This is a genomic window from Myxococcus faecalis (assembly GCF_050039385.1).
GTDB lineage: Bacteria > Myxococcota > Myxococcia > Myxococcales > Myxococcaceae > Myxococcus > Myxococcus fulvus.
This window is the reverse complement of record NZ_CP144336.1, coordinates 2,965,225-2,989,063: the sequence shown is the minus strand read 5'-3', so window position 1 is coordinate 2,989,063 and position 23,839 is coordinate 2,965,225. Positions and strand designations below refer to the sequence as shown.

20 protein-coding genes are annotated in these 23,839 nt (G+C 70.4%); 16 read left to right on the top strand and 4 right to left on the bottom strand.

Going from position 1 to position 23,839, the window contains the following annotated elements:
- Positions 1 to 48 precede the first annotated feature (48 nt).
- The 8 genes from VZQ01_RS11775 to VZQ01_RS11740 all read left to right on the top strand — a co-directional run bounded on the left by VZQ01_RS11775 (position 49) and on the right by VZQ01_RS11740 (position 8,820).
- Complete coding sequence (locus tag VZQ01_RS11775) at positions 49 to 876, top strand: hypothetical protein (protein ID WP_267697725.1); 828 nt, start codon at positions 49 to 51, stop codon at positions 874 to 876.
- A 112-nt stretch (positions 877 to 988) separates the two neighbouring features.
- Positions 989 to 2,077: a recombinase RecA gene (recA, locus tag VZQ01_RS11770; protein WP_141325914.1), complete on the top strand. Its 1,089-nt coding sequence runs from the start codon at positions 989 to 991 to the stop codon at positions 2,075 to 2,077.
- A 229-nt stretch (positions 2,078 to 2,306) separates the two neighbouring features.
- Positions 2,307 to 4,469, top strand: a complete 2,163-nt coding sequence (locus VZQ01_RS11765; RefSeq protein ID WP_267697724.1) for an alkaline phosphatase D family protein — start codon at positions 2,307 to 2,309, stop codon at positions 4,467 to 4,469.
- A 218-nt stretch (positions 4,470 to 4,687) separates the two neighbouring features.
- Complete coding sequence (locus tag VZQ01_RS11760; RefSeq protein WP_426747854.1) at positions 4,688 to 4,867, top strand: hypothetical protein; 180 nt, start codon at positions 4,688 to 4,690, stop codon at positions 4,865 to 4,867.
- Positions 4,868 to 4,916: 49 nt separating this feature from the next.
- Complete coding sequence (locus VZQ01_RS11755) at positions 4,917 to 5,462, top strand: GNAT family N-acetyltransferase (protein ID WP_267697722.1); 546 nt, start codon at positions 4,917 to 4,919, stop codon at positions 5,460 to 5,462.
- Between the two features lie 45 nt (positions 5,463 to 5,507).
- The gene (locus VZQ01_RS11750; protein ID WP_426747853.1) at positions 5,508 to 7,886 is read left to right on the top strand and encodes a Tex family protein; all 2,379 of its coding nucleotides are present in this window, start codon (positions 5,508 to 5,510) and stop codon (positions 7,884 to 7,886) included.
- 134 nt (positions 7,887 to 8,020) lie between these two features.
- Complete coding sequence (locus VZQ01_RS11745) at positions 8,021 to 8,455, top strand: MarR family winged helix-turn-helix transcriptional regulator (protein ID WP_426747852.1); 435 nt, start codon at positions 8,021 to 8,023, stop codon at positions 8,453 to 8,455.
- On the top strand, positions 8,452 to 8,820 hold the full coding sequence (locus tag VZQ01_RS11740; protein WP_223746414.1) for a VOC family protein: 369 nt from the start codon (positions 8,452 to 8,454) through the stop codon (positions 8,818 to 8,820). Before VZQ01_RS11745 ends, VZQ01_RS11740 begins: the two co-directional genes overlap by 4 nt.
- 84 nt (positions 8,821 to 8,904) lie before the next feature.
- On the opposite strand, the gene VZQ01_RS11735 is transcribed toward VZQ01_RS11740, so the two are convergent.
- From VZQ01_RS11735 to VZQ01_RS11725, 3 genes are all read right to left on the bottom strand, one after another.
- Positions 8,905 to 9,189 carry a hypothetical protein gene (locus VZQ01_RS11735; protein ID WP_223746415.1) on the bottom strand — a complete coding sequence of 95 codons (285 nt, stop codon included), beginning with the start codon at positions 9,187 to 9,189 and terminating at the stop codon, positions 8,905 to 8,907.
- Between the two features lie 290 nt (positions 9,190 to 9,479).
- A complete protein-coding gene (locus VZQ01_RS11730) occupies positions 9,480 to 10,598 on the bottom strand; it encodes a hypothetical protein (protein WP_141329888.1) in 1,119 nt (372 codons plus the stop codon).
- On the bottom strand, positions 10,598 to 12,448 hold the full coding sequence (locus VZQ01_RS11725) for an HSP90 family protein (protein WP_426747850.1): 1,851 nt from the start codon (positions 12,446 to 12,448) through the stop codon (positions 10,598 to 10,600). The genes VZQ01_RS11730 and VZQ01_RS11725 overlap by 1 nt, the downstream gene beginning before the upstream one ends.
- Positions 12,449 to 12,664: 216 nt before the next feature.
- On the opposite strand from VZQ01_RS11725, the gene VZQ01_RS11720 reads away from it, so the two are divergent.
- The 4 genes from VZQ01_RS11720 to VZQ01_RS11705 all read left to right on the top strand — a co-directional run bounded on the left by VZQ01_RS11720 (position 12,665) and on the right by VZQ01_RS11705 (position 18,311).
- Positions 12,665 to 13,510, top strand: a complete 846-nt coding sequence (locus VZQ01_RS11720) for a metal-dependent hydrolase (protein WP_223746418.1) — start codon at positions 12,665 to 12,667, stop codon at positions 13,508 to 13,510.
- Positions 13,511 to 13,711: 201 nt separating this feature from the next.
- A complete protein-coding gene (locus tag VZQ01_RS11715) occupies positions 13,712 to 15,076 on the top strand; it encodes an LETM1 domain-containing protein (RefSeq protein ID WP_228557135.1) in 1,365 nt (454 codons plus the stop codon).
- A 136-nt stretch (positions 15,077 to 15,212) separates the two neighbouring features.
- On the top strand, positions 15,213 to 15,902 hold the full coding sequence (locus VZQ01_RS11710; protein WP_426747849.1) for a dienelactone hydrolase family protein: 690 nt from the start codon (positions 15,213 to 15,215) through the stop codon (positions 15,900 to 15,902).
- A 297-nt stretch (positions 15,903 to 16,199) separates the two neighbouring features.
- Positions 16,200 to 18,311, top strand: a complete 2,112-nt coding sequence (locus tag VZQ01_RS11705; protein ID WP_426747848.1) for an FUSC family protein — start codon at positions 16,200 to 16,202, stop codon at positions 18,309 to 18,311.
- Positions 18,312 to 18,320: 9 nt separating this feature from the next.
- On the opposite strand, the gene VZQ01_RS11700 is transcribed toward VZQ01_RS11705, so the two are convergent.
- The gene (locus tag VZQ01_RS11700) at positions 18,321 to 19,913 is read right to left on the bottom strand and encodes a HEAT repeat domain-containing protein (protein WP_141329901.1); all 1,593 of its coding nucleotides are present in this window, start codon (positions 19,911 to 19,913) and stop codon (positions 18,321 to 18,323) included.
- Positions 19,914 to 20,020: 107 nt separating this feature from the next.
- Between VZQ01_RS11700 and VZQ01_RS11695 the strand changes: the two genes are divergently transcribed.
- The 4 genes from VZQ01_RS11695 to rsmB are packed head-to-tail and all read left to right on the top strand — an operon-like array spanning position 20,021 to position 23,832.
- A complete protein-coding gene (locus VZQ01_RS11695) occupies positions 20,021 to 20,602 on the top strand; it encodes a hypothetical protein (RefSeq protein ID WP_046711492.1) in 582 nt (193 codons plus the stop codon).
- Positions 20,603 to 20,630: 28 nt separating this feature from the next.
- Positions 20,631 to 21,566, top strand: a complete 936-nt coding sequence (fmt, locus tag VZQ01_RS11690; protein WP_074949816.1) for a methionyl-tRNA formyltransferase — start codon at positions 20,631 to 20,633, stop codon at positions 21,564 to 21,566.
- Between the two features lie 47 nt (positions 21,567 to 21,613).
- Entirely contained in the window at positions 21,614 to 22,519 is a 906-nt protein-coding gene (locus tag VZQ01_RS11685) for a type II 3-dehydroquinate dehydratase (RefSeq protein WP_223784909.1), read from the top strand.
- Positions 22,516 to 23,832, top strand: a complete 1,317-nt coding sequence (gene rsmB, locus VZQ01_RS11680; protein ID WP_267697713.1) for a 16S rRNA (cytosine(967)-C(5))-methyltransferase RsmB — start codon at positions 22,516 to 22,518, stop codon at positions 23,830 to 23,832. The genes VZQ01_RS11685 and rsmB overlap by 4 nt, the downstream gene beginning before the upstream one ends.
- The last annotated feature ends 7 nt before the right edge of the window (positions 23,833 to 23,839 follow it).

The following is a 23,839-nucleotide window of genomic DNA, read 5'->3' as shown; positions in this document are numbered from 1 at the left end:
GCGCCTCGCGCTTTGATGCCCACCCGCTTGCGTGGATACAGTCACCGGGTGTCGGACGCCACGCGCACCCAGCCTCCCCTGCACCAGACCGAGCAGGAGCCCGGCGAGGAGCGTCTGGGGGACCTGGCGCCCTGGACGCCCCCTGGCGCCGAGGCCGGGACCCAGGGCCTGACGGACCTCTCCTCCTGGGCCGCGCCCGCCCCGGCGCACCTGGTCCGGCCCACGCCTCCGGTGGAGCTGCCCCTGCCCGTCCTCGTCCGGGTGGAGCAGGCCGTGGCCGCGCCCGAGGCGGAGCGCCCCGAGGCCGCCTCCCGGCTCAACGAGGTCCTCGCCCAGCTCGCCCAGGGCGGCGGGGAGCGTCAGGTGGCGGACACCCTGCACCGGCTGCTCGACAGCGGCCGGCTGGAGGGACTGGTGGACGCCCGGGGGCGCTCGTGCCGCGCCGTGGCCGTGGAGGCGCTCCTGTCCCTGGGCTTCCCCTACGCCCTGGAGGTCCAGCCCGAGGACCTCAAGCACCTGCGCGCCAACCACGCCTCGCGCCCCCAGGGCCGCCCCGGCGCGCTCGACTTCGGCCCGGAGGTCCCCGCCCTGGTGCTGGGCGGCGGCCTCTTCGCCCAGATGGTGGAGGAGTTCCTGCGTCCCGGCGTGGTCGAGGGCACGGTGACCTTGCAGGTGGGCCTGTGCGTGCTGGCCATGCTGGCCTTGTGGCTTGCCCCGCCCCGGACTCCCGTGTACCGCCTGGGCCTGGGATTGCTGGCCCTCGTGTCGGGCTACGGGCTGCTGCTGGCCCTCGGCTCGGCGGGGCATGCCGGGGGGCTGTGGGCAGGTGTGGCAGGCGCGGTGGCCGTCCTCCTGGCTGCCCTCCGCGAGAGCTGACCGGCAGGATTCAACACGGATGTCAGAGGGGTGGACTAGGGTCTACCCATCGCGTACTAAAAGCGCGTTCAGGTGAGCCGGGGTGGCTCGCCAATACAAGGAGCCAAGAGAAATGGCCGTGAATCAGGAGAAGGAAAAGGCGATCGAGCTGGCGATGTCCGCGGTGGAGCGCCAGTTCGGTAAGGGGTCCATCATGCGGCTCGGCAACGACGAGCCGCTGATGCGGGACGTGCAGGCCATTTCGACGGGCTCGATTTCGCTGGATATCGCCCTGGGCGTGGGCGGCGTGCCCAAGGGCCGCATCATCGAGATCTTCGGACCGGAGTCCTCCGGCAAGACGACGCTGTGTCTGCACATCGTCGCCGAGGCGCAGAAGCGCGGCGGCATCTGCGGCTACGTGGACGCCGAGCACGCGCTGGACGTGGGCTACGCGCGCAAGCTGGGCGTGCGCACCGACGACCTGCTCCTGAGCCAGCCGGACACCGGTGAGCAGGCGCTGGAAATCGCGGAGATGCTGGTGCGCTCGGGCGCCATCGACGTGCTGGTGGTGGACTCGGTGGCCGCGCTCGTTCCCAAGGCGGAGCTCGAGGGCGAGATGGGCGACGCGCACATGGGTGTGCAGGCCCGTCTGATGAGCCAGGCTTTGCGCAAGCTCACGGGCACCATCGCCAAGAGCCAGACGTGCGTCATCTTCATCAACCAGATCCGCATGAAGATCGGCGTCATGTTCGGCAACCCCGAGACGACCACGGGCGGCAACGCGCTGAAGTTCTACGCGTCGCAGCGCCTGGACATCCGCCGCATCGGCGCCATCAAGAATGGCGAGAACGTGGTGGGCAGCCGCACCCGCGTGAAGGTGGTGAAGAACAAGGTGGCGCCTCCGTTCAAGGAGGTCGAGTTCGACATCATGTACGGCACGGGCATCTCCCGTGAGGGCGACCTCATCGACCTGGCCTCCAACGACAACATCGTGGAGAAGAGCGGCAGCTGGTTCTCGTTCAACGGCGAGCGCATCGGCCAGGGCCGGGAGAACGCGAAGGACTACCTGCGGGAGCACCCGGAGGTGGCGCGCGACATCGAGACCCGCGTGCTGGAGAAGTACGGCATCGCGAAGGGCGCGCCCCTCTCCGCGGCCCCCGCAGAGGAGGCCCCCGCCGAGGGTGCCAGCGAGAAGCGTCAGCGCGTGAAGGCCGTGAAGTAACGCCTTCCCTCGCGGAACTTCGACAGACGGGGTCGTCCTCCTTCGTGGGGGCGGCCCCGTCGTCGTTGTCGGCCCCACGCATGCGGGGCGCACGGGTGGCCCCGGGCGCCGAGTGCTGACACGACGCGTTGTGTCCGGCGTGTGGCGGGGATGTTGCCGGAGTGATGGACGAGGGCCGTAGACTCCCGGGCGTTTCGTTTCGCTAGCGCTTGCCCCTGGGAGTGTCACCTTGTTCGACCGTCTGAATCGTCGCAGCTTCCTTCAGGCCGTGGTCGCCGTCGCGGCGAGTACCTCATTCGGGTGCTCGGATGATGACGACACGAAGAAGCCCACCGCCGATGCGAAGTACTTCCCGCAGTCGGTCTGCTCGGGAGACCCGAGGCCGGACAGCGTCATCCTGTGGGTGCGCGCGTTGGACCCGGACAACGCGGGCGCGGACGCCCCGGTGCGGCTGGAGGTGTCCACCCGCGCGGAGTTCAGCGACTTCGTGTTCCGGGGCGACTTCACCGCGCTGGCGGCGAACGACCACGCGCTCAAGGTCAAGGTGACGAAGCTGGCGGCGCGCACCACGTACTACTACCGCTTCGTGCTGACGAAGAACGGGACGGAGTACACGACGGCGACGGGCCGCACCCGCACGGCGCCGGCGGCCGGGGCGGACGTGGCGGTGAAGTTCGCCTTCGCCAGCTGCCAGGACTACATCGGCCGGTACTACAACGCGTGGCAGCGGCTGCTGGAGCTGGACGAGGACCTGGACTTCATCGTGTTCCTCGGCGACTACGTCTACGAGACGACGGGGGACAAGTCCTTCCAGTCGGGCAACACCGAGCGGCGCGTGGTGTTCAGCGAGCCGGACAAGGCGCTGCAGCTGGGCTCGGGTGAGTCGACGTATTACGCGGCCAACGCGCTGTCGAACTACCGCGACCTCTACAAGACGCTGCGCACCGACAAGCTCATCCAGCAGGTGCACGAGCGCTACCCGTTCATCATCATCTGGGACGACCACGAGTTCTCCGACGACAGCTGGGGCTCCAACGCGACGTACCTGGACGGGCGCGCGGCGGAGAACCAGATTGAGCGCAAGCGCAACTCGGAGCGCGCCTTCTTCGAGTACATCCCGCTGGACAACACGGCCTCGGCGGAGGGCGCCATCGACGTGGCGAGCGCGCCGGTGTTCCCGAACACGCGCGTCTACCGGGACTTCGACTTCGGCAAGCACCTGAAGCTGGCGGTGTCCGACTACCGCACCTACCGCCCGGACCACCTCATCCCCGAGGACGCGTACCCGGGCAAGGTGGCGGTGGAGGCGTCGGTGCTGGGGTTGGCGCTGCCGACGCTGCCGGCGCCGGTGCAGGCGCTGCTCCAGTCGGAGACGTTCGCGTACACGAGCCTGGACCTGCCGGAGCACGCGACGCAGAAGGCGGTGCTCCAGGGCGCGTACGTGCAGCAGGCGGTGGCGGCGGGCCTCACCCAGGACGCGGCCACGGTGAAGGCCCAGACGTGGGTGTCCGGGAACGTGTCGCTCTTCTACGCCAACCAGGTGCTGACGGCGGTGAACGCGGCGCGCGAGGCTGCGGGGCAGCCCGCGATTCCGCTGCTCTCCACGGCGGGCACGCTGCGAGGGCTCGCGTACGTGCACCTGGGCAAGGGCTCGCTCTTCAACATCCAGGGCTCGCGCTACATCGTGGTGAAGCCCATCTACGACTTGTTCTCCGCCCTGCGCTACGCCACCTCGGCCGGGCTGAGCGAGGACGCGCTGGGCGCGACGCAGCAGGCGTGGCTGCAGAACCAGCTGAAGGCGGCGAACACCTGGAAGATTGTCGTCAGCTCCGTGTCGATGACGTCCATGGTGTTCGACCTGTCGGCGAAGACGGACATCCCGGACCCGACGCTGCGCCAGGTCTTCTACTTCAACGCGGACCAGTGGGACGGCTTCCCCGCGAAGAAGAAGGAGCTGCTGGAGTTCATCGCGCAGAACCAGGTGAAGAACGCGATGTTCATCTCCGGCGACATCCACGCGTCGTTCGCGTCGGTGGAGGGCGGCGTGCCCGCGCTGACGGCGCCCGCGATCACCTCCGGCTCCATCAAGGAGCTGGCGGGGCTGGCCGTCATCGGCGCGGGCTACGGCCCGGGCAGCGCCGTCTACAAGTACGTCGTCACGGAGCTCAACGAGTCGCTGGCCGCGGGCAACCCCGGCATGCGCTATGTGAATGGTGACGCGCACGGCTTCGTGGTGCTGGAGGTGAAGGGCGACGAGGCCCTGGCCGCCTTCCACCTCATCCCCAGCACGGAGGTGACCAAGGACTACTCGGTGCGCGGCGCCGCGGAGCTGCAGGCGCAGTTCACCCGCGTGGACTTCCGCGTGCAGAACGGGGCGATTACGAAGCTCTGAGCCCGCGGGCACTGAAGCGCTCCCACGCTCACCCGTGGGAGGACGAGGGCCGCGCCGGGAGCCAGAAGGCTTCTCCCGGTGGCGGCCCTCACCGCTTTGGTGGAATTGGAAAATTTCCTGGGGACTGGCGTTTTTCGTGAATGAGCCTCGAGGCCTCCGTGTCGTCGTCCGGCACGGTGAGACACCTGGCGGGTTCACCTGGAAAGGAAGGCAGCACGATGAGCGCTCAGTCCCCGAAGAAGAAGCTGACCCTGAAGAAGGAGACGCTCCGCACGCTCGAGACGGTGGAGCCGTCGCTGCTGGAGGGCGTCGTCGGTGGCGCGGGCCTGGGGCTCGAGAACGCCGTCACGCTGACCGTCACGCAGGACCCCAACCGCCTCACGCTGAAGACGCGCTGACCTTCCGTGGGGAGTGTCCCGCTCGCCGGAACGGGTTAGAAGTCCGGGCATGGTGACTGGCGTCGCGGCCCCGGACCTGTTGCTCGTTCCGGCGCATCCCGAGCACGTGGACTTCTGGCTGGCGCTGCGCGCCGAGGCCGGGGCCCGTCGCTACGTGGACACGGAGGACGACTCGCGGGAGGTGCTGGTGAAGCGCATCCTGGAGGCGGGCTCGCTGGGGGAGCCCCGCGCGAAGGGGTTCCGCTGGTTCGTGCGCCTGGGGGACGCGTGGGTGGGCACGGTGTCCGCGCGGGACGTGTCCCGGGAGCACGGGCGCCTGCAGATTGGCTACATGATGGCGGAGGCGTACCACGGGCGCGGGCTGGGCTCGCGCGCGGTGGGGATGATGCTGGAGCGCCTGTTCACGCTGCCGTTCCTGCACCGGGTGTGGCTGACGACGCTGTCGGAGAACCTGGGCTCGCAGGGGGTGGCGCGCAAGCTGGGCTTCTCGCTGGAGGGGACGATGCGGGGGCACAGCGTGCTGCGAGGGGAGCGCAAGGACCAGCAGTTCTGGGGAATGTCGCGCAGTGACTGGGAGGCACGCGGGCGCGGGTGACGCGCGCTGGGAGCCGTGTGGGGGGCGGGTTATAGAAGCGGCGTCATGCACGCCTACGCCGCTGAGCTGTCGCAGGAACTGGGGCTGAAGCCCGAGCAGGTGGACCGCACCCTGGCGCTGAACGCCGACGGAGCCACCGTCCCCTTCATCGCGCGCTATCGCAAGGAGGTCACCGGAGGGCTGGACGAGGTGCAGATCCAGACCATCCTGGACCGGGCCGGCGAGCGCGCCGAGCTGGACTCGCGCCGCGAGACGATTCTGCGCTCCGTGGAGGAGCAGGGGAAGCTGACGCCGGAGCTGGCGAAGGCGCTGAAGGCGGCGAAGACGCGCACCGAGCTGGAGGACCTCTACCTGCCGTACCGGCCCAAGCGCCGCACGCGCGCGGCGATTGCGCGGGAGCGCGGGCTGGAGCCGCTGGCGGACCTGCTGTGGAAGCAGGACGGGCGCAAGGGCGAGGACGCGGACGCGAAGGTGCGGCCGTTCGTGAACGCGGAGAAGGAGGTGCCGGACCTGGCGGCGGCGCTGGCGGGGGCTCGGGACATCTGCGCGGAGCGGGTGAGCGAGGACGCGGGGCTGCGCCGCGAGTCGCGCGAGGTGTGCGCGAAGCGGGGCACGCTGCGCTCGGACGTGGTGCCGGCGAAGAAGAACGAGCCGACCAAGTTCGAGAACTACTACGGCCACGAGGAGCCGCTGTCGCAGGCCCCGTCCCACCGCGTGCTGGCGCTCTTGCGCGGTGAGGAGGAGGGCGTGTTGAAGGTGCGGCTGAACATGCCGGACGACGAGGTGAAGGCGCTGCTCGCGGGGCGGGTGGTGACGAAGCCGCAGTCGCTGTTCGCCTCGGAGCTGCGCGCGGCGGTGGAGGATGGGTGGGAGCGGTTGATGGGACCGTCGCTGGAGTCGGAGTTGCGCGCGGAGCTGAAGGAGCGCGCGGACAAGGGCGCCATCGGTGTGTTCGGAGAGAACCTGCGGCACCTGTTGTTGACGGCGCCGGCGGGGGCTCGGGCGGTGCTGGCGTTGGACCCGGGGCTTCGCACCGGCATCAAGCTGGCGATGCTGGACAACACGGGGAGCGTGGCGGAGACGCTGACGCTGTACTCGGAGCGGAGCGCGGACGAGCGGGTGCGCGCGGCGAAGCTGTTGTCCGCGGTGGTGCAGAAGCACAAGCCGGAGCTCATCGCGGTGGGCAACGGGACGGGCAGCCGCGAGGCGGAGACCTTCGTTCGCGGCACGCTGAAGGCGCTGGGCGTGCAGGTGCCGGTGGTGTCGGTGAGCGAGCAGGGTGCGTCCATCTACTCGGCGTCGGAGGTGGCGCGTGACGAGTTCCCGGAGATGGACGTCAGCCTGCGCGGCGCGGTGTCGATTGGGCGGCGGTTGCAGGACCCGCTGGCGGAGCTGGTGAAGATCGACCCGAAGAGCATCGGCGTGGGGCAGTACCAGCACGACGTGGACCAGGGGTTGTTGAAGAAGAAGCTGGGCGAGGTGGTGGACTCGTGTGTGAACGCGGTGGGCGTGGATGTGAACACCGCGTCGCCGCAGTTGCTCGAGCACGTGTCCGGCGTGGGGCCGTCTCTGGCGAAGAAGCTGGTGGCGCACCGGGCGTCGAAGGGGCGGTTCACCACGCGGCGGGAGCTGTTGAAGGTGAGCGGGCTGGGGCCCAAGACGTTCGAGCAGGCGGCGGGCTTCCTGCGCGTGCGAGGGCCCGAGCCGCTGGACGCGAGCGCGGTGCACCCGGAGCGGTACGCGGTGGTCGAGCGCATGGCGAAGGATTTGGGCGTGGAGGTGGGGGCGCTGGTGGGCAACGCGTCGCTGGTGCGGAAGATCGACCCCAAGAAGTACCTGGGCCCGGACCTGGGCGAGATGACGTTGAAGGACATCCTGGCGGAGCTGGAGAAGCCGAGCCGGGACCCGCGTGGAGACTTCTCGGCGCCGACGATGCGCGACGACCTGCGCACGCTGGAGGACGTGAAGGAGGGGATGGTGTTGCAGGGCGTGGTGACGAACGTCACGGCGTTCGGCGCGTTCGTGGACGTGGGCGTGCACCAGGATGGCCTGGTGCATGTGTCGCAGATCTCGACGAAGTTCGTGAAGGACCCGTCCGAGGTGGTGAAGGTCGGGGACCGTTTGACGGTGCGCGTGCTGAGCGTGGATTTGCAGCGCAAGCGCCTGGCGTTGTCGGTGCGCGCGGCGCAGGAGGGCGGAGCGGCGCAGCCTTCGGGGCGGCCCGCGGTGGGCGGGGCTTCAGGGGCGGCGCGGATGACGGAGCGGGGTGGGGCGGGGGCGCCTCGGCCGGGTGGTGGAGCGAGCGCGCGGCCTGGGGGACAGCAGGCCCCGGGCTCCTCGTCAGGTGGTCAGCGGCCGGGTGGTGGTGGTGACAAGAAGGGCCCGGAGCCGTTCAACAATCCGTTCGCGAAGCTGAAGCGCTGAGGCGGAGCCCCCGCTCGATGGCGCGGGTGCTCGAGATGCCCCCGCGCCCATGGGCCCCTTCTTTTGGACCTTGTGTGCCTGTGGGTCGGCCCGCATTTGCGAATTTGGTTCATGCGCATTAACTATATGGGCGAATGAACCAACGGCTCGGCCGCCTCCTCGAATCCTTCCTGGGCCACGTGTCGCACTCGCGTGGCCAGGTGCTCTCGCTCCTCTCGGAGCACGGCGTCACGGCCGACCAGGGCATCCTGCTGCGCCACGTGCGCGAGCAGCCGGGCGAGCCCCTGTCGAGCCTCGCGGAGCGGATGGGGCTCTCCCTGCCCTCGGTGAGTCAGATGGCCGAGCGCCTGGTGAAGCTCGGCTATGTGACGCGGCGGGAGGATCCGGAGGACCGCCGGCGCAAGTCGCTCCAGGTGACTCCGAAGGCGAGCCGCTTCCTCGCCGCATTCAAGAAGGTGCGCGCCGAGGAGCTCGCCCTGGGCTCCGCTCGCCTCTCGGAGCCCACGAAGCAGCGGCTGGTGTCCGCGCTCGAAGCCGCCCTCACAGAGCTCGAAGGAGAACCAACATGATGCAGCTGGACCACCTGGCCGTGGACGCACGCGACGTCGACGCGTCCTCCCGATTCCTCGCGCGGATCCTGGGCGCGCAGGCCCCCGTCCCCGAGGGCGCCGATGACGACATGCGGCGCATCGACCTGGACCACGGGTGCTTCGTCCTGTTCTCGGCCTCGTCCGAGCCGCGCTTCTCGCACGTGGCCTTCCGCGTCGACGCGAAGCGATTCGCGGAGGTCGTGGAGCGACTCCAGGCCGAGCGCGTCCCCTTCGGCAATGACCACTTCGACACGGCGAACGGGCAGACCCAGGACCCCCTCGGTGGCGCGGGCCGCGTGTACTTCAATGACAGCAATGGCCACCTGTGGGAGGTGACGTGCTGAGCCCAGGCTCGTGCGCCACACCCCACCACTGAAACGTGGTGGGGCATGACGTCTGTTCATGTGCGGCGAAGCAATGACTGACGACTAGTAGCCCCAGCAGGCGCCGTTGTGGCCGTTGTAGCCAAGGGACCGGCAGAAATCGAACGCCGCCGAGGCGCAGTTGCCATAGCCCACCACGGAGACGTGGCCGACGACATACCAATAGCTGACGGAGTCGTTGCACTCGGCCAGACAATAGTTGTTGCCGTCATAGCCGGTACACGTGGCGAACGCGCTGACCCGGCCGTCCTCGGACGACGTGTCGGGCGAAACCTGCTCCTCGGCGGGCGGCGTGACGGGCTCCGTCGCGCCACCCTCGTCCAACTCCATACCGCCACCACAAGCCGTTGCGACCACTGCGAACATCGTCAGAAGGGAGTGCCTCGCGAGATGCATGGTGGGTCCTGTCTGGCTTCGAGTGCCCGGACGAATGACAAGCATCCGCCGGGGGCGCCTGGGATGGGCGCAGGAGCCTTGTAAGGGAAGTCCATCCGGCCAGGGTATGGGCTGTGTCTGGATTGCCGGCTGCTTCACAGACACCGCGAGACAAACGCAGGATTCCAATCAATCCCTGGTGGATTCCCACGAGGCCGTGATGACCCCGTGGGCACCTCTCACCATCAATCGAGCGGGAACTCGCGCACTTCCTCGGTGAGCCGCTGGATGCGCGCGAGCCTGCGCGCGTAGCGGTCCGTGCCGTTGCGCGTGTCGAACCGCGTGGCGATGGCCTGGGCCTGCTGGCGCATCCACGCGTGCAGCGCCTTCACCTCGTAGCCGCCGTCCGCTCGGTGCTCGGGGAACGACTTCGTCAGGCGCAGGCTCACCACGTCCCGGTCTCCCGCCGCCAGCACGCGCTCCAACAGGAACGTCGCCGCGACCAGGAAGATGAACCGGTCATTGTAGCTGCCGTGGTCCAGCGTCCACTCCAGGTGCTTCTCCAGCAGCGTCAGCCCCCGCGCCAGGTTGCCCGTCAGCGTCAGGAACTCCAGGTGGTCTCCCACCGTGGCCAGGAAGTCGCGGTTCTTCGACGTCAGCGCGTAGCCACGCCGGTGCAGCTCCGCCGCGCGCTCCAGCTCCCCCAGCTTGAACAGGGGATAGAGCAGCGTGCCCAGCGTCAGGTGCGGAATCTCCGCGCACTTCACCCGCCCGTCCAGGATGGGCTTCGCCTTGCGCAGCGCCTGCTCCCACTCGCCCTTCTCCACGTGGTGGTCCAGCTCGTCGTCCAGCTCACACGCCCGGCAGTCCGTCAGGTGGTCCCGGGGCGCCGCGAGCCACGCCTCCCACAGCCGGTCCACCTCCGCCGCGTCATCCCCCATGTCCCGCGCGGCCTGGTAGCGCAGCTTCAGTACCGAGCGCTTGCCCGCGTCCACCTTGGTGAAGCACTGCTCGATGTCGTCCAGCGCGTCGACGATCTGCTTGCGGGAGATGTGCGGGAACTCCTTGATGCGCCCCACCACCCACTTCTGCTTCCAGAGCATCGCCTCCGGGTCGAAGCGCTCCGGGTCCTTCTTCTGCTGACCCCGGCACCACGCGAAGGCCACCAGAGCCTTGTCCGGGTAGCCACCGAAGGTCGCCGCGTCGATGAGGTCGTCACGCAGCTCGTAGCCCAGCTGCACGTCGCCGTGCGAGTCGGCCATCCGCACCGCTTCCTCCAGCAGCCGCACCTTGCTCTCGCTGGAGCGCTGCCGGCTCGCCCTGTCCCAGAGCGCCTGGGCCTCCTCGCGCCAGTCCGTCGACATCAGTGCAGCCCTCCCGAGCTTCCGCCTCCGTCACTCTCGCCGCCGCCACCCGTTCCCAATTGCGCGGAGATGAGCCCCAACAGTCCCTGGTTCAGCAGCGTCATCTCCTGCGCGTTCAGCGGGTGCTGCCCGAGCAGCAACGCCTGCACGTAGAGCATCTCCACCGACAGCTTCATCATGTTCCGGTCCGACACCGCCGCCAGCCGCCGCACCACCGGATTGTGCAGGTTGAAGCACAGCTGCACCGGCTCGCCGCCCGCGGCGGCCATGACGCCCTCCAGCACGCTGGCGTACAAGTCGTCGGACTCGTCGCGGGCCCGCTCGGCGTCACGCCGGAACGAGCCCTCCTCGTCCGAGCTGTAGAGCGTGGGCACTTCGGCCGGGAAGAACTTCTTCACCGCCACGCCGCAGTGGAACGGCGCCAGCACCTGCTCGGCCGTGCGCAACAGCGGGAACACCGCGTCGCGCTCGTCCATCGTCAGCTCCTCGAAGCTCTGCGGTAGGTCGGACGAGGAGAACGGCTCCACCTGCGCGTCCTGGATGACGTGCGGCAGCTTCTCCAGCAGCGCCGCGTCGTGCGTGTAGGCCGCGTTGATGATGCACAGCCCCTGCGCGCCCGCCACCCGCGCCACCTGCCGGAAGCCATCCAGCGTGGACGTGTAGCGCACCACCGGGTACGCCCGGCGGTACTCCGAGAGCGTCGTCACGCCCAGCGACGTCTCGAACGGCAGCCACCCGATGACCAGCCGGTAGAAGTCGTCGTCGTCCAGCGCCAGCGCCTTGACGCTCAGCCCATGCAGGCCGATGAGCCGCTGGAGCGCGCGCGGGTCCTCGTGCGCCAGGTCCATCAGGTACTTGCGCAGCCCCTGTCCCAGCGCCACGCGGGCCTGGGCGAGCGAGTCATCCTCGTAGAACGACTCGCGGCTGGCGGTGGGCCTGAGCGCGTTGGCGTTCACCACGCACTTCACGAAGAAGGCCCACTCCGGCAGCAGGTTCTCCGCGCTCTCCGAAAGCAGCATGTGCTTCAGGTACACGCGGTGCTTCTGCTTCGCGTTGAAGTGCGGCGACGCCGGCAGCACGAAGGCCACCCCGTCCACGTCGCCCGCCTCGGAGCGCAGCGGGATGCAGTCGATGAAGTCCGTCTCGAAGACCTCGCGCCCGTAGTCGAGCAGCGCCTTGCGACGCTCGGCCGCGCTCGCGTACTCGCGCCTCCACGGCGGCCCGTCGGCGTCCAGCCGCTCCATCTCGCCGCCCACCGACAGCTGGATGGGGAAGGGCAGCAGGCCGCCGTAGTGCCGCGCCAGCTGGCGCACCCGCTCCGCCGCGAACCACTCCGCCATGTCCGCTCGGGCCACCAGGAACACCTGCGTGCCCGGCTTCTCCAGCGGGTGCGCGGACTCCTGGACCGCGTAGGTGCCGTCGTGCCGGCCGCGCCACTCCAGCGTCCGCCCGTCCCCGCGTGCCGAGCGCGTCACGAGCAGCAACTCGTCGCACACCATGAAGCACGACAGCAGGCCGATGCCGAACTGGCCGATGAAGTCCTTGCGGCGGGCCTCCAGGGCCTCGCGCTTGGAGGACTCGCCGATGGTGGCCAGGAAGCGGTGGATTTCTTCTTCCGTCAGGCCTACCCCGTCGTCGCTGAAGACCAGGGTGGGGGGGCCTCCGTCCTGCTTCTCCACCAGCTCCAGACGCACGGTGCCGGTGTGGGAGGGCTCCAGGTGCTGGCGGGCCCGGATGGCGTCGGTGGCGTTCTGGAGCAGCTCTCGGAGGTAGACGCCGGGGGAGCTGTACAGATGGTGGGACAGGAGGTCGATGACCCCACGGAGGCTGACTTGGAATCGGTGGTCCACGCTGGGTCCACCATCCTTCCCGGAGGGCGTCATGTCGACCGTTCTTTCGAGATTGCGGCCTTCGCGCCGCCGGGGCATCTGTCCGCCCCGGGGCAGGCGATGTGCGCAGGCCCTTGATTGGCCGCCCGGACAGTGCCAAGCGGCGGCCCGGCCGGGGGTGTGCCCTCGTGGCAACCCGGCGACACGTCGAGACTTTCGACCCGAGAGAGGACAACCATGCGGAACGAGCTCAGGGCAGTCGCGGTGGGGGCGCTGTTGACCTTCGGTGGCACGGCCATGGCGCAGGACGCCGCCACGCCCCCGGCGGCCCCGGCCCCGAAGAAGGCGGACGCCGCGAAGCCCGCGGCCACCAAGGGCAAGGTGGAGGTGACGTGGTGGGGCCACGCGGCCTTCGTGGTGCGCACCCCGGGTGGGGCGGTGATTGCCATCGACCCGTGGCTCACCAACCCGAAGGCGCCCAAGGACGCCCCGCAGCCGGAGGCGCTGGACGCCATCCTCCTCACCCACGGCCACTTCGACCACGTGGGCGAGGCCAAGGCGCTGGCGCAGAAGACGGGCGCCAAGGTGTTCGGCTCGTTCGAGCTGGTGAACCAGCTGGGCCTGCCGGAGACGCAGGCGGTGGGCGCCAACGCGGGCGGGACGTTCCAGGTGAAGGACGTCACGCTGCACCTGGTGGAGGCGGTGCACTCCAGCAGCTACCAGGCGGACCCCAAGGCCCCGGCGCAGTACGCGGGCGCGCCGCTGGGCTACGTGCTGAAGGTCGACAAGGGGCCCACGCTGTACCACGCGGGTGACACGGGCGCGTTCGAGTCCATGTCGCTCATCGCCACCCAGTTCAAGCCCACGGTGGCGATGCTGCCCATCGGCGGGCACTTCACCATGGGGCCCGCGGAGGCGGCGCAGGCGGCGCGGCTGCTGAAGGTGCAGAGCATCGTCCCCATGCACTTCGGCACCTTCCCGCTCCTGCAGGGCACGCCCGATGCGCTGCGTGGCGAGCTGAAGAAGACGCGCCCGGGCACGAAGGTGCTGGAGCTGGAGCCGGGCAAGTCCACGGCGCTGTAGGCCCGGGTCTGCGTCCGGGGTGGGACTCTTCCGGCGCCGTAGAAGTCTGGGTTCTGGAGGGGCTGACTCCGGGCGGTCGAATCTCCCGAAGGCCGGGTGGCGTCGCGGAGGCCCCCTGGGTTACATCCGGCGGACCGTCTCCAGGCGTCCGTCGGCGGGTCCGGGGGTGTTCCGGTGTTGGATTTCAGCAAGGCGGGGTGGTTGACCCCGCTCCTCAACGAGGCGGTCGCGGCCCATCTGGGGTCGCCCGCTCCGGAGGAGAGCGCCTTGCGGCTGGGGCCCGGGCGTGCCCGGGCTCGGGCGTATCTGCGGCGCACCCTGCGCGCCAGCGGGTTGTTGTACGGCACTCCCGCGGACGCGCCCACGGCGCTGGACGCGATGCCGGACACCGAGTTCCAGGCGCAGGCGCTGGAGGACCAGCTCTTCCACGCGGTGCTGCGCACGCTGGCGGCGCTCGCGCTGGAGCTGGCGCGGCAGGTGGGCGCGCCCGAGGGGCGCCGGGTGGAGCAGCTGCTGGTGCTCTTCTGCGTGCTGGGCGGGGAGCTGGTGCTGGCGGAGGTGCTGGCGGAGCAGCTGGCCCAGGGCAAGCCGGTGACGAAGCGGCAGGTGGCCAAGGTGGAGGTGGCGCTGCGCAAGCGCGAGCCCACGCTGGCCGGTGACCCCGTGTACGGGCTGGTGCTGCACAACGGCGCGCAGTACGCGGACGCGCAGCTGTTCTGTCGGCAGGCCATCGACTACTTCGCGAGCGGGCGCTTGTCGCGCGAGCAGACGCGGCGGCGGCTGGACTTCGCGTCGAAGCAGAAGGCGCTGCTGGTGGAGGTGCTGACGGGGCTGGCGTGCGTGGACCGGTTGCCGGGGACGCCCGCGCGGCGGGCCATCCTCAAGCAGGTGGAGGACCTGCGGCTGCCGGCGGCGATGGCGTCGGAGCTGAAGTCAGCGGTGAAGCAGTCCTTCGAGCGGCGGCGCTCGGTGCGGGACGTGGTGCGCCAGGTGCGCAGCGTGGACATGCGCCACTTCCTGCTGGAGCAGACGCTGCTGGCGGCGCTGGTGGACGGGCGGCGCACGCGGCGGGAGCGGGCCTTCATCGACACGCTGGCAGACGCGCTGCACGTGTCGAAGGAGGAGCTGCATCGGCTGGAGCTGGAGATGGCGGAGTTCTACGCGCGCCATCGCTCCATCGTGGATGTGTTCACGGTGCGGGACGCGGCCAGCGCCATGGGTGACGACATGGTGGCCGGCATGCAGGAGACGCTGGAGAAGAACTTCTACCGGCTGATGCAGGAGGTCCGCGAGACGGGGGACCTGGCGGTGCTGGTGGCGAAGGTGGCGCGGCGCCAGAAGCTCACGGAGGACGAGCGGCAGCGCATGCGCGCGCAGCTCATCGACGTGGCGAAGGCGATTCCGGCGCTCGCCATCTTCGCGGCGCCCGGTGGGTTGCTGCTGTTGGCGGCGCTGGCCAAGTTGCTGCCGTTCAGCCTGTTGCCCAGCGCGTTCCAGGACGACGACGTGCCCGACGTGCTCCCCGACGATGTCGAGGACTTCGGCCCGGAGCGCGAGGCGGGGTGAGACGGGAGGTCGGCCGCTTGGATGTCGGCCTGCCCTGGCTCCTGGCGTGAAGGCGCTGCCATCGGCGCGGACGGTCCCCAGCTTCAGGGGGCGGACCGGGCCCGCGTGGCGCCCATTCCCCGCGGGAGGAAGGCCGATGCGCGTCCATCAGCGTGATGTGGAGGTCGGCGTCGCCGGACGCCTGCTCGCGGGGTTCCTGTGTGTCCCCGAGCGGGCGAGCGGCCTGGTGATGCTCGTGGGGGACGAGGAGCTGGCGAAGGACTCCTCCGTGCGCGAGGTGCTGCACGCGGCGGGGCTCGCGACGCTGGGGCTCGACTGGCGCACCGCGGACGAGGAGCAGGCCGAGGACTGGACGGTGCGCGAGGGCGCGCACGTGGCGCTCATCGCGCATCGGCTGGAGGTGGCGCGCGACTGGTTGCAGCGTGACGACGTGTTGTCGCTGTTGCCCGTGGGATTCTTGGGGATGGGATTGGGCGCGGCCGCGGTGCTGGTGGCGGCGGCGCATCAGCCTCGGGGTGTGCAGGCGGTCGTCACGCTGGGGGGCAGACCGGACAAGGCGGGCTCGGTGGTGGCGGAGGTGCGCGTGCCCACGCTGGTGCTCGGGGCAGGGGAGGACGCGGACCGGGCGATGCTCGCGCGGCGGGTGTTCGACGGATTGGCGCCGGGGATGCGCAAGGGGCTCCAGTTGGTCGAGGGCGCGAGCCGGAGGTTCGAGGAGGCAGAGCCACGGGCTCGCGCGGCGCGCATGGCGGCGGCGTGGTTCTCGGATTGCTTCCGCGCGGTCGCGGGGCCCGGGGTCGTCGAGTGGAGCGAGGGCACCGCGTGACCCCCTGCGAATGGCCTCTCTCGTCACATGTTGGACGAGCGGGGACACCGCGACCGCGGGAGGTTGGTGCTCTCGGCGCCATTCGGCCATGGCGGAGCCGGATGGGCGCAGGGGGCTTGAACGGAACGTGCGTTGGACCGCGCAGCGCTCGTCCGCACGGCGTTCCTCATCTCCGTGGCTTATCGATGCCTCACGTATGGGGCGATGGCGCTCGTCGCCTCGCATGGCGGGCGTTGTGCCCGGGCGTTACTCCGGGGATGTGGCGTGGAGGGGCGTGATGAGGGAGTCGCGAGGTCCATGAATGTGTTCCGGCGCCACTTGGAGTCGTTCGTCCGGGTGGAGCCCGTGCGCCCCGCGCTCGGTGCGGGCCTGCGCGCGGCGCTCGCGGTGGGCCTGCCCATGGTGGTCGCCGCCACCCAGCACCTGCCCGCCGTGACGTGGGTGGGCATGGCGGGCCTCTTCGTCACGCTCGTGGACCGCGGCGGTCCCTACCGCGACAGGGCCATCAACATGGGCGCGATGACGCTCCTGGGCGCAGTGATGGGGCTCGTGTCCGCGCTGCAGCTCCCCGACTGGGCCGATGTCCTGCTCACCCTCGCCTGGGTGACGGCGTGCGGCTTCGCGCGCTCCTATGGCGACACCCCCGGACTCATGGGCGTGGTGCTCGCCAACTACACGGTGGTCTCACTGGCGCTGCCCGCGCAGGGCTTCGCCGACGCGCTGTCCCGCTCCGGGTTGTTCATCCTCGGTGGCCTGTGGGCCATGATGCTCGCGCTGGTGCTCTGGCCGCTGCGCCCCTATCGCCCCGCGCGCCTCGCCATCTCCCGCTGCTACCGCGCGCTGGCCTCCCGCGCCGAGGAGGTCGGTCGCTGGCCACTCGAGGGTCCGCCTCCCCCCGCCAACTTGGTGGAGGTCGTCGACTGGGAGTCGCGCGTGCGCATGTCGCTCGAGGACGCGCGAAGCGTGCTGGCCTCCACCCGCCGCAACCGCGCGGGTGAGAGCAACCGGGGTGAGCACCTGCTCGTGTTGCTCGAAGGCGCGGACGCGCTGCTCGCGATGCTGGTCGCGCTGCCGGAGACCCTGGAGCTCGCGCCCCGCGAGCCTCGCTTCCACGCCCTGCGCGCCGAGATCCAGCGAGCGCTCGCGGACCACTCGCGGGACCTCCTGCACATCGCCCGCGCGCTGGAACAGGAGAAGCGCGAAGTGGAGTCCTCGGTCTGGAGCACGGACCGGGTTCGTCGCGCGCTCGCCTCCCTCGTCACCGAGGGCCAGTTGCCGGACTCCGCGCGCGCCGCGTACTCACATGCGGAGGCCCTGCTGGTCCGTCTGCGCGAATACTCGGAGGCCCTGCTGGAGGTGGCCAACCACCTGGAGGACGGCGGCCCCGTCGAGTCGGACCTGCCCATGGGGCCGCATCCCGCGTCGGCGCGGAGCCGTCCCCTGCTCGAGCCCCTGCGCGACAACTGGGGCACCGACTCCGTCATCTTCCGCCACGCGATTCGCCTGGGCATCACCGCCGCGCTCGCCACCGCGCTCGTGCGCGGACTCGGGCTGAATCACGGCTATTGGGTCATCATCACCGTCATCGTCGTACTCCAGCCCTACTCGGGGATGACCTTCGAGCGCGGGGTGCAGCGCGCCGCGGGCACGCTGCTCGGTGGCGCGCTGGCGGCGGGGCTGGTGGCGCTCGTGAGGGACCCGGTGGTGCTGCTCGGCGCCATCATGGCGTTCTTCGCCGTGGCCATCGCCGTGAAGCCCATGAGCCTCGCGGCCTTCCAGGTGCTGCTCGCGCCCGCGCTGGTGCTGCTCGCGGAGATCCAGACCGGAGACTGGGAGCTGGCCGGAGTGCGCGTCATCAACACGCTGCTCGGCGGCGTGCTGGCCCTGGTGGGCGCGTGGCTCCTGTGGCCCAGCCCCGAGCACTCGCGCTTCCCGGAGGAGGTGGCCAACGCGCTGCGCGCCGACCGCGACTACCTGTTGAGCGTGGCCTCCGCGCGCTCGGACGCGGAGCCCCAGGTGCGCGAGGCGCGGCGCAAGCTGGGCCTCCAGTTGCTGTCCGCGGAGGCCTCCTTCCAGCGGCTGCTCTCCGAGTGGCGCGGCTCCTCACACCAGCTCGAGCCCGCCATGGCGCTGCTCGCGTATGCCCGGCGCTTCGGCTCGGCGGTGACGGCGCTCGCCGCCAGTCGGCAGGGGCGCAAGGACCTGGCGCCCGTCATTGGCTACGCGGGCAACGTGCTCGAGGACCTGGCGCTCGCCGTGGAGCACCGCCGCGCACCGTCCCCGCTGCCCCGGTCCGCGGCGCAGGAGGGCCTGGACGTGCTCTCCCGCACCCAGATGGACCGGCTGGTGCGTCAGCTCACCGTGCTTCACAAGGCCACTGTGCGCGCGGCGCCGCAGCTCACGGGGTGAGTCCTCGAATCAGGTCCGCTCGATGCGCGCCAGCAGCCGGCGCAGGTCCTCGTTGACGCTGGCGTACTGGGTGACGCCCTGCTCGGCCTGGAGCTGCTTGCGCAGGTCCGGCAGCGACGTCTCTCGCACCTTCTTCGCCGCGTCCTGCGAGCCGTCCACCAACCACCCCATGGCGAGGATGAGCGCCAGGCGAACCTCCGTGTCGCGCTCGGACAGCTTCGCGGCGAGCGCCGGCGCGTGCTCCGCCGAGCCAGCGCGCCCCACCTCCAGCGCCGCGCGCTCCATCATCGGCTTGGTCGCCTTGTCCATGCGCTGCACCCAGCAGCCCGCGTTGCCCGTGCACGCCTGACCCGCCTCCAGCAGCGCCGCGTGCGCGGTGATTTCATCCGCGCGCTTCTTGCCCAGCCCCGCCGCGTCCTCGCAGCCTTCCTCCTGCGTGGCCTTGCAGTCGGCCGCGGTGCGCGCCGGCTCACCGGTGGCCAGCTTCTGCAGGATGGGCTGCTCGCGTGCGTCACCCAACATCGCCAGCCCCTTCACCGCCACCTCGCGCGCATACCAGTCACCCGTGCCCGCGGCCTTCTCCAGCGCGGGGAGCGCGTCGCGGCCGCCCAGCCGCACCAGCGCCTTCACGTACGCGTCACGCACCGTGGGGTCCGTCTCCAGCACCAGCGTCGTCAGCGGCTTCACCGCCTCCGTCGCGCGCAGGCGGCCCAGCGCGTCCGCCGCCTGCATCCGCACCAGCGCCTGGATCTGCACGTCCGAGTGCGAGAACGACAGCAGCTTGAGCAGCGGCTCCACCGCGCGCTTCTCACGCAAATCCCCCAGCACCGTCGCCGCCTTCATCGGGTAGCTGGCCGGGTTGACGCCGTTCGTCTTTGCCCACGCGAGCAGCTCCGCGTCACGCCCCTCCAGCGCGGGCAGCAGCGCGTCCGCCGCGGGCTGGCCCAGCTGGAACAGCGCGAAGCTGCTCTCCACGTAGAAGGACTTGCCCTTGCGCTCCTTGGTCAGCATCCGGATGAGCGCCGGCGCCGCGCGGCCGTCACCGATGTGGCCCAGCGCCTCGATGGCCTTCTTGTTGAGGAACGGCTCCACGCCCTCGTCCGTGGCCAGGACGATGAGCGGCTCCACCGCCTCCTTCGCCTTCATGCTCCCCAGGACTTGAATGGCCTCGATGCGCGCGTACGTGTCCTTGGCCCTCAACAGCGGCACCAGCGCGGGCACGGCGCGCACGTCGCCGATGGCGCCCAGCGCCGTCACCATCGCCTTGTTCGCCAGCTGCGAGGACATGTCACCCGCCGCCGGGTCGATGGCCGCCGACAGCGCCTCCACCGACGACGCGTGGTGCACGTCGCCAATCGCGCGGGCCAGCGCCGCCTTCACCTCGGGCTTGCGCTCCTGCGAGAGCGCCTCGTGCAGCATGGGCAGGAAGCTCTCGTTGACCTTCGTCTTCGTCCGCATCGCCTCGATGAGGCGCACCCGGTCCTCGGCTCGCCGCGTCTGCTGGAGCGTCCCGGCCCAGTAGTCGGGCGAGTTCGGGTCCGACTTACAGGCGACAAAACAGAGAACGGCGGCAACACACCACGCTGCGAGGGGGCGGCTCATCGAGGCTCCTGGGCGTCGTCTGCGGGGTTGTCCTGTCGGCAGTCGTAAACCTCCTGTCACGAAGGAAGCAAACCACCCAGGTCACCTGGGGTACGCTGGTCAACGACATGTCCGACGACACTCACAAGGCGCCGCGCCCGGGCTACACCCGACGGACCTACCTGCTCGACCGGGAATTCCAGCTCAAGTACATCCTTCTGCTGGCTGGCATCGGTGCGGGCAGCGTGGCGGTGTTCGGAGCCCTGGCGTACCGGCTCCATGCCTCCTCGGTGGACTCCGGCGTGGAAGCGGGTGACTCCATCATGTGGCTCACCGTGCTGGGCTCGGTGGGGCTGGGGGCGCTGTTGGGCCTGTTCGGCCTGCTCTTCACCCATCGGGTGGCGGGCCCCGTCCACGTGATGAGCCTGTATGTCGCCGCGCTGGCCGCCGGGCGCTATCCCCGGCTGCGGCCCCTGCGCAAGAAGGACGAATTGAAGCGCTTCTTCGACCGCTTCAGCGAGGCGGTGGACCGCATCCGCCAGCGCGAGGCGGACGAGGCGCACGCCCTGGAGGGCGCCCTGGCCGCGTTGAAGCCGGTGGCCACCACCCCCGAGGCGCGCGAGGCGCTGGAAACCCTGTCCGCGCTGTGCACGCGCAAGCGTCAAGCAGTGGACAATCCCACCGCGAGCACCTTCAAGTCCGTGGCTTGAAGCCTGCCCCGAGGAGAGCCCGAACAACATGAGCAGACCCCGCATCGTCTTCATGGGCACGCCGGATTTCGCCGTGTCATCGCTCGAAGCCTGTTTCGACCTGGGCGACGTGGTCGCCGTCGTCACCCAGCCGGACAAGCCCAAGGGGCGCGGCAACACGGTGACGGCGCCGCCGGTGAAGGAGCTGGCCGTCGCGCGCGGCGTGCCCGTGTTCCAGCCGGCCAAGCTGCGCACGCCCCCGTTCGTCGAGGAGCTGCGCCGCTTCTCGCCGGATGTCTGCGTGGTGACGGCCTATGGCCGCATCCTCCCCAAGGACATCCTGGAGCTGCCGCCCAAGGGCTGCGTCAACGTGCACGGCTCGCTGTTGCCGCGCTTCCGGGGCGCCGCGCCCATCCAGTGGTCCATCGCGCACGGGGACACGGAGACGGGCGTGTCGCTGATGGTGATGGACGAGGGCCTGGACACCGGCCCCGTGCTCGCGATGAAGCGCCTGCCCATCGGCCCCGAGGACACGAGCGCCACCATGTACCCGAAGCTGGCCGCGCTGGGCGGCGAGGTGCTGCGCGAATTCCTGCCGGCGTACCTGAGCGGGGCGCTCAAGCCGGTGCCCCAGCCCTCGGAGGGCGTGGTGCTGGCGCCCATCATCGAGAAGGAGGAGGGGAAGCTGGACTTCACCCGTCCCGCCATCGCGCTGGAGCGCAGGCTGCGCGCCTTCACGCCGTGGCCCGGGGCGTTCACGTCGATGGGCGGCAAGCTGGTGAAGGTGCACCGCGTGAAGGTGGCGCAGGGGAAGGGCGCGCCGGGCACGGTGTTGTCCGCGGGCGCGGAGGGCATCGAGGTGGCGTGCGGCGAGGGCTCGCTCGTGCTGCTGGACATCCAGCTGGAAGGCAAGCGGGTGATGAAGGCGGCGGAGTTCCTCACGGGCCACAAGCTGGCCGTGGGCAGCCAGCCGTTCGGCACCTAGTCGATGGCCACGACGAGACGGACTCTTTCGAGTACAGGCGCATGGGTATGAGACTGCTGGTGTTGCACGGGCCGAACCTGAACCTGCTGGGCGTGCGTGAGGGCGGGCGTGGGCTGTCGGACCTGGATGCCGCGCTGAAGGCGCGCGCGAAGTCGCTGGGGATGGAGCTGACCGTCCTCCAGTCCAACCACGAGGGCGCGCTGCTGGACGCGCTCGCCGCCCATCGTGAGAAGGTGGACGGCGTCCTCGTCAACCCGGCGGGCCTGTTCGGCTCGTACGCGCTCAAGGAGGGACTGGAGCTGGTGGGGCTGCCCGCCATCGAGGTCATGCTGCGGCCGCCCGCGCGCGAGTCCGTGGTGGCCGAGGCGTGTGTCCTCCAGGTGCACGGGGCCGGTGGCTTCGAGCCGTACCTGGAGGCGCTGGAGACCTTCGCCAGCGGCGTCTTCACGCCCGGGAGCGCGAGCAAGACGCCCGAGGGTGATGACGACGAGGACCTCATCCGGTCCCCGAGGAAGTCGAAGAGCACGCCCGAGTCGAAGGGCGGCAAGACGCTGGGGCGGAAGACCGCCGCGCAGGACGACGCGCCGGAGCCCAAGGGGGGCAAGACGCTCGGGCGCAAGCCGTCCTCGGCGAAGGACGACGCCCCCGAGTCGAAGGGCGGCAAGACGCTGGGGCGGGGGACGAAGTCCGCCTCGGTGACGACGGACCTGCTCACGCGGGCGCTGGTGCACCAGAAGATCTCCGACCGGCTCGCGGGCCGGCTCACCGCCGCGGAGCTGGCCTCCTGGGCGCGCTCCCGCTATGAGGCCCTCCAGCGCGGACTGCCCGCGGAGCAGGGCCAGCGGGCCGTGCTCGAGGAGCAGCTCCAGCGCCTCACGCTGTCCCACCTCCCCTCGACGCGGCTCTCCGATGAGCAGCTCGTGGACCTGATGACCCGGCTCGACGAAGGATGAATCCCCGCGCTCTCGCCATCCTCGTGCTGGCGCGCGTCCGCGCAACGGACGCCTACCTCAACGTGGTGCTGGACACGATGCTGTCCGAGTCACCGCCCAAGGACCCGCGCGACGCGGGCCTCGCCACGGAGCTGACCTACGGCGCCACCCGCCGGCAGCTCGCGCTCGACTACGCCATCACCCGCTTCGCCGACCGCAAGCTGGACGCCATGGAGGACCGCGTGCTCGCGGCCCTGCGCATCGGCGCCTATCAAATCTTCCACACCCGCGTGCCCGCGCGCGCCGCGGTGGCGGAGACGGTGCAGGCGCTCAAGGAGGTCGGCCTCACCCGCGCGGCGGGCTTCACCAACGCCATCCTGCGCAAGCTCGCGGAGCTGCCCTCGCCGCCGCTGCCGTCGCCGTCCGACGTGGCCCACCACCTGTCCGTGCGCGAGAGTCATCCGCAGTGGCTGGTGGAGCGCTGGCTGCGCCAGTTCGGCCGCGAGCGCGCCGAGGCCATGCTGGTGGCCGACAACCAGTCCCCGCCCGTCGTCATCCGCGCCAACACCGCGAAGGTGACGCGCGACGCGCTGCTCACCCAGCTGCAGGAGGTGGGCGTCGACGCGAAGGCCGCCACCGTGTCCCCCGTGGGCATCATCCTGCCGCCGGTGGGCCGCGTGGAGGACGTCTACGGCTACTCGGAGGGCCTGTGGCAGGTGCAGGACGAGGCCGCCCAGCTCGTCGGCGTGTACGGCGCCATCCCCGCGTCCGCCCGCGTGCTGGACGCATGCGCCGCCCCCGGTGGCAAGTCCTGTCACCTGGCGCAGGAGCACGACGTCGTCGCGGTGGACCTGCACGCCCACAAGCTGAGGAAGATCGACGGCGAGGCGAAGCGCCTGGGCCTGACGTCGCGCTTGAAGGCCTACGCGCACGACGCGGCGGAGCCGTTCCCGGAGGCGTGGGGCGAGTTCCACGCGATGCTGGTGGACGCGCCGTGCTCGGGGCTGGGCACGCTGCGCCGTCACCCGGAGCTGCGCTACCGCCGCAAGGAGGAGGACCTCTCGCGGCTGGCCACGCTGCAGCGGCGCATCCTGGAGAACTGCCAGGAGTCGGTGCCGGCGGGCGGGCTGCTCGTCTACGCGGTGTGCACCATGGAGCCGCAGGAGGGGCAGGACCAGGTGGAGATGTTCCTGCGCAGCCACCCGGAGTGGACGGCGGAGCCGCCCGTGTTGCCGGGCCTCAAGCTGCCGCTCACCCAGGCCTACTTGAGGACCCTGCCGGGTCCGGAGGGCTTCGACGGGTTCTTCGCCGCGCGCCTCCGGAAGCTCTACTGAGAGACGC

Coding starts and splice junctions, on each gene's coding strand:
- VZQ01_RS11730 (WP_141329888.1), bottom strand. CDS start 10,598: ATGTCGACGGACTGGCGCGAGGAGGCCCAGGCGCTCTGGGACAGGGCG.
- VZQ01_RS11760 (WP_426747854.1), top strand. CDS start 4,688: ATGAGCGCTCAGTCCCCGAAGAAGAAGCTGACCCTGAAGAAGGAGACG.
- VZQ01_RS11755 (WP_267697722.1), top strand. CDS start 4,917: ATGGTGACTGGCGTCGCGGCCCCGGACCTGTTGCTCGTTCCGGCGCAT.
- VZQ01_RS11710 (WP_426747849.1), top strand. CDS start 15,213: ATGCGCGTCCATCAGCGTGATGTGGAGGTCGGCGTCGCCGGACGCCTG.
- VZQ01_RS11740 (WP_223746414.1), top strand. CDS start 8,452: ATGATGCAGCTGGACCACCTGGCCGTGGACGCACGCGACGTCGACGCG.
- rsmB (WP_267697713.1), top strand. CDS start 22,516: ATGAATCCCCGCGCTCTCGCCATCCTCGTGCTGGCGCGCGTCCGCGCA.
- fmt (WP_074949816.1), top strand. CDS start 20,631: ATGAGCAGACCCCGCATCGTCTTCATGGGCACGCCGGATTTCGCCGTG.
- VZQ01_RS11750 (WP_426747853.1), top strand. CDS start 5,508: ATGCACGCCTACGCCGCTGAGCTGTCGCAGGAACTGGGGCTGAAGCCC.
- recA (WP_141325914.1), top strand. CDS start 989: ATGGCCGTGAATCAGGAGAAGGAAAAGGCGATCGAGCTGGCGATGTCC.
- VZQ01_RS11695 (WP_046711492.1), top strand. CDS start 20,021: ATGTCCGACGACACTCACAAGGCGCCGCGCCCGGGCTACACCCGACGG.
- VZQ01_RS11705 (WP_426747848.1), top strand. CDS start 16,200: ATGAATGTGTTCCGGCGCCACTTGGAGTCGTTCGTCCGGGTGGAGCCC.
- VZQ01_RS11685 (WP_223784909.1), top strand. CDS start 21,614: ATGAGACTGCTGGTGTTGCACGGGCCGAACCTGAACCTGCTGGGCGTG.
- VZQ01_RS11700 (WP_141329901.1), bottom strand. CDS start 19,913: ATGAGCCGCCCCCTCGCAGCGTGGTGTGTTGCCGCCGTTCTCTGTTTT.
- VZQ01_RS11745 (WP_426747852.1), top strand. CDS start 8,021: ATGAACCAACGGCTCGGCCGCCTCCTCGAATCCTTCCTGGGCCACGTG.
- VZQ01_RS11735 (WP_223746415.1), bottom strand. CDS start 9,189: ATGGAGTTGGACGAGGGTGGCGCGACGGAGCCCGTCACGCCGCCCGCC.
- VZQ01_RS11720 (WP_223746418.1), top strand. CDS start 12,665: ATGCGGAACGAGCTCAGGGCAGTCGCGGTGGGGGCGCTGTTGACCTTC.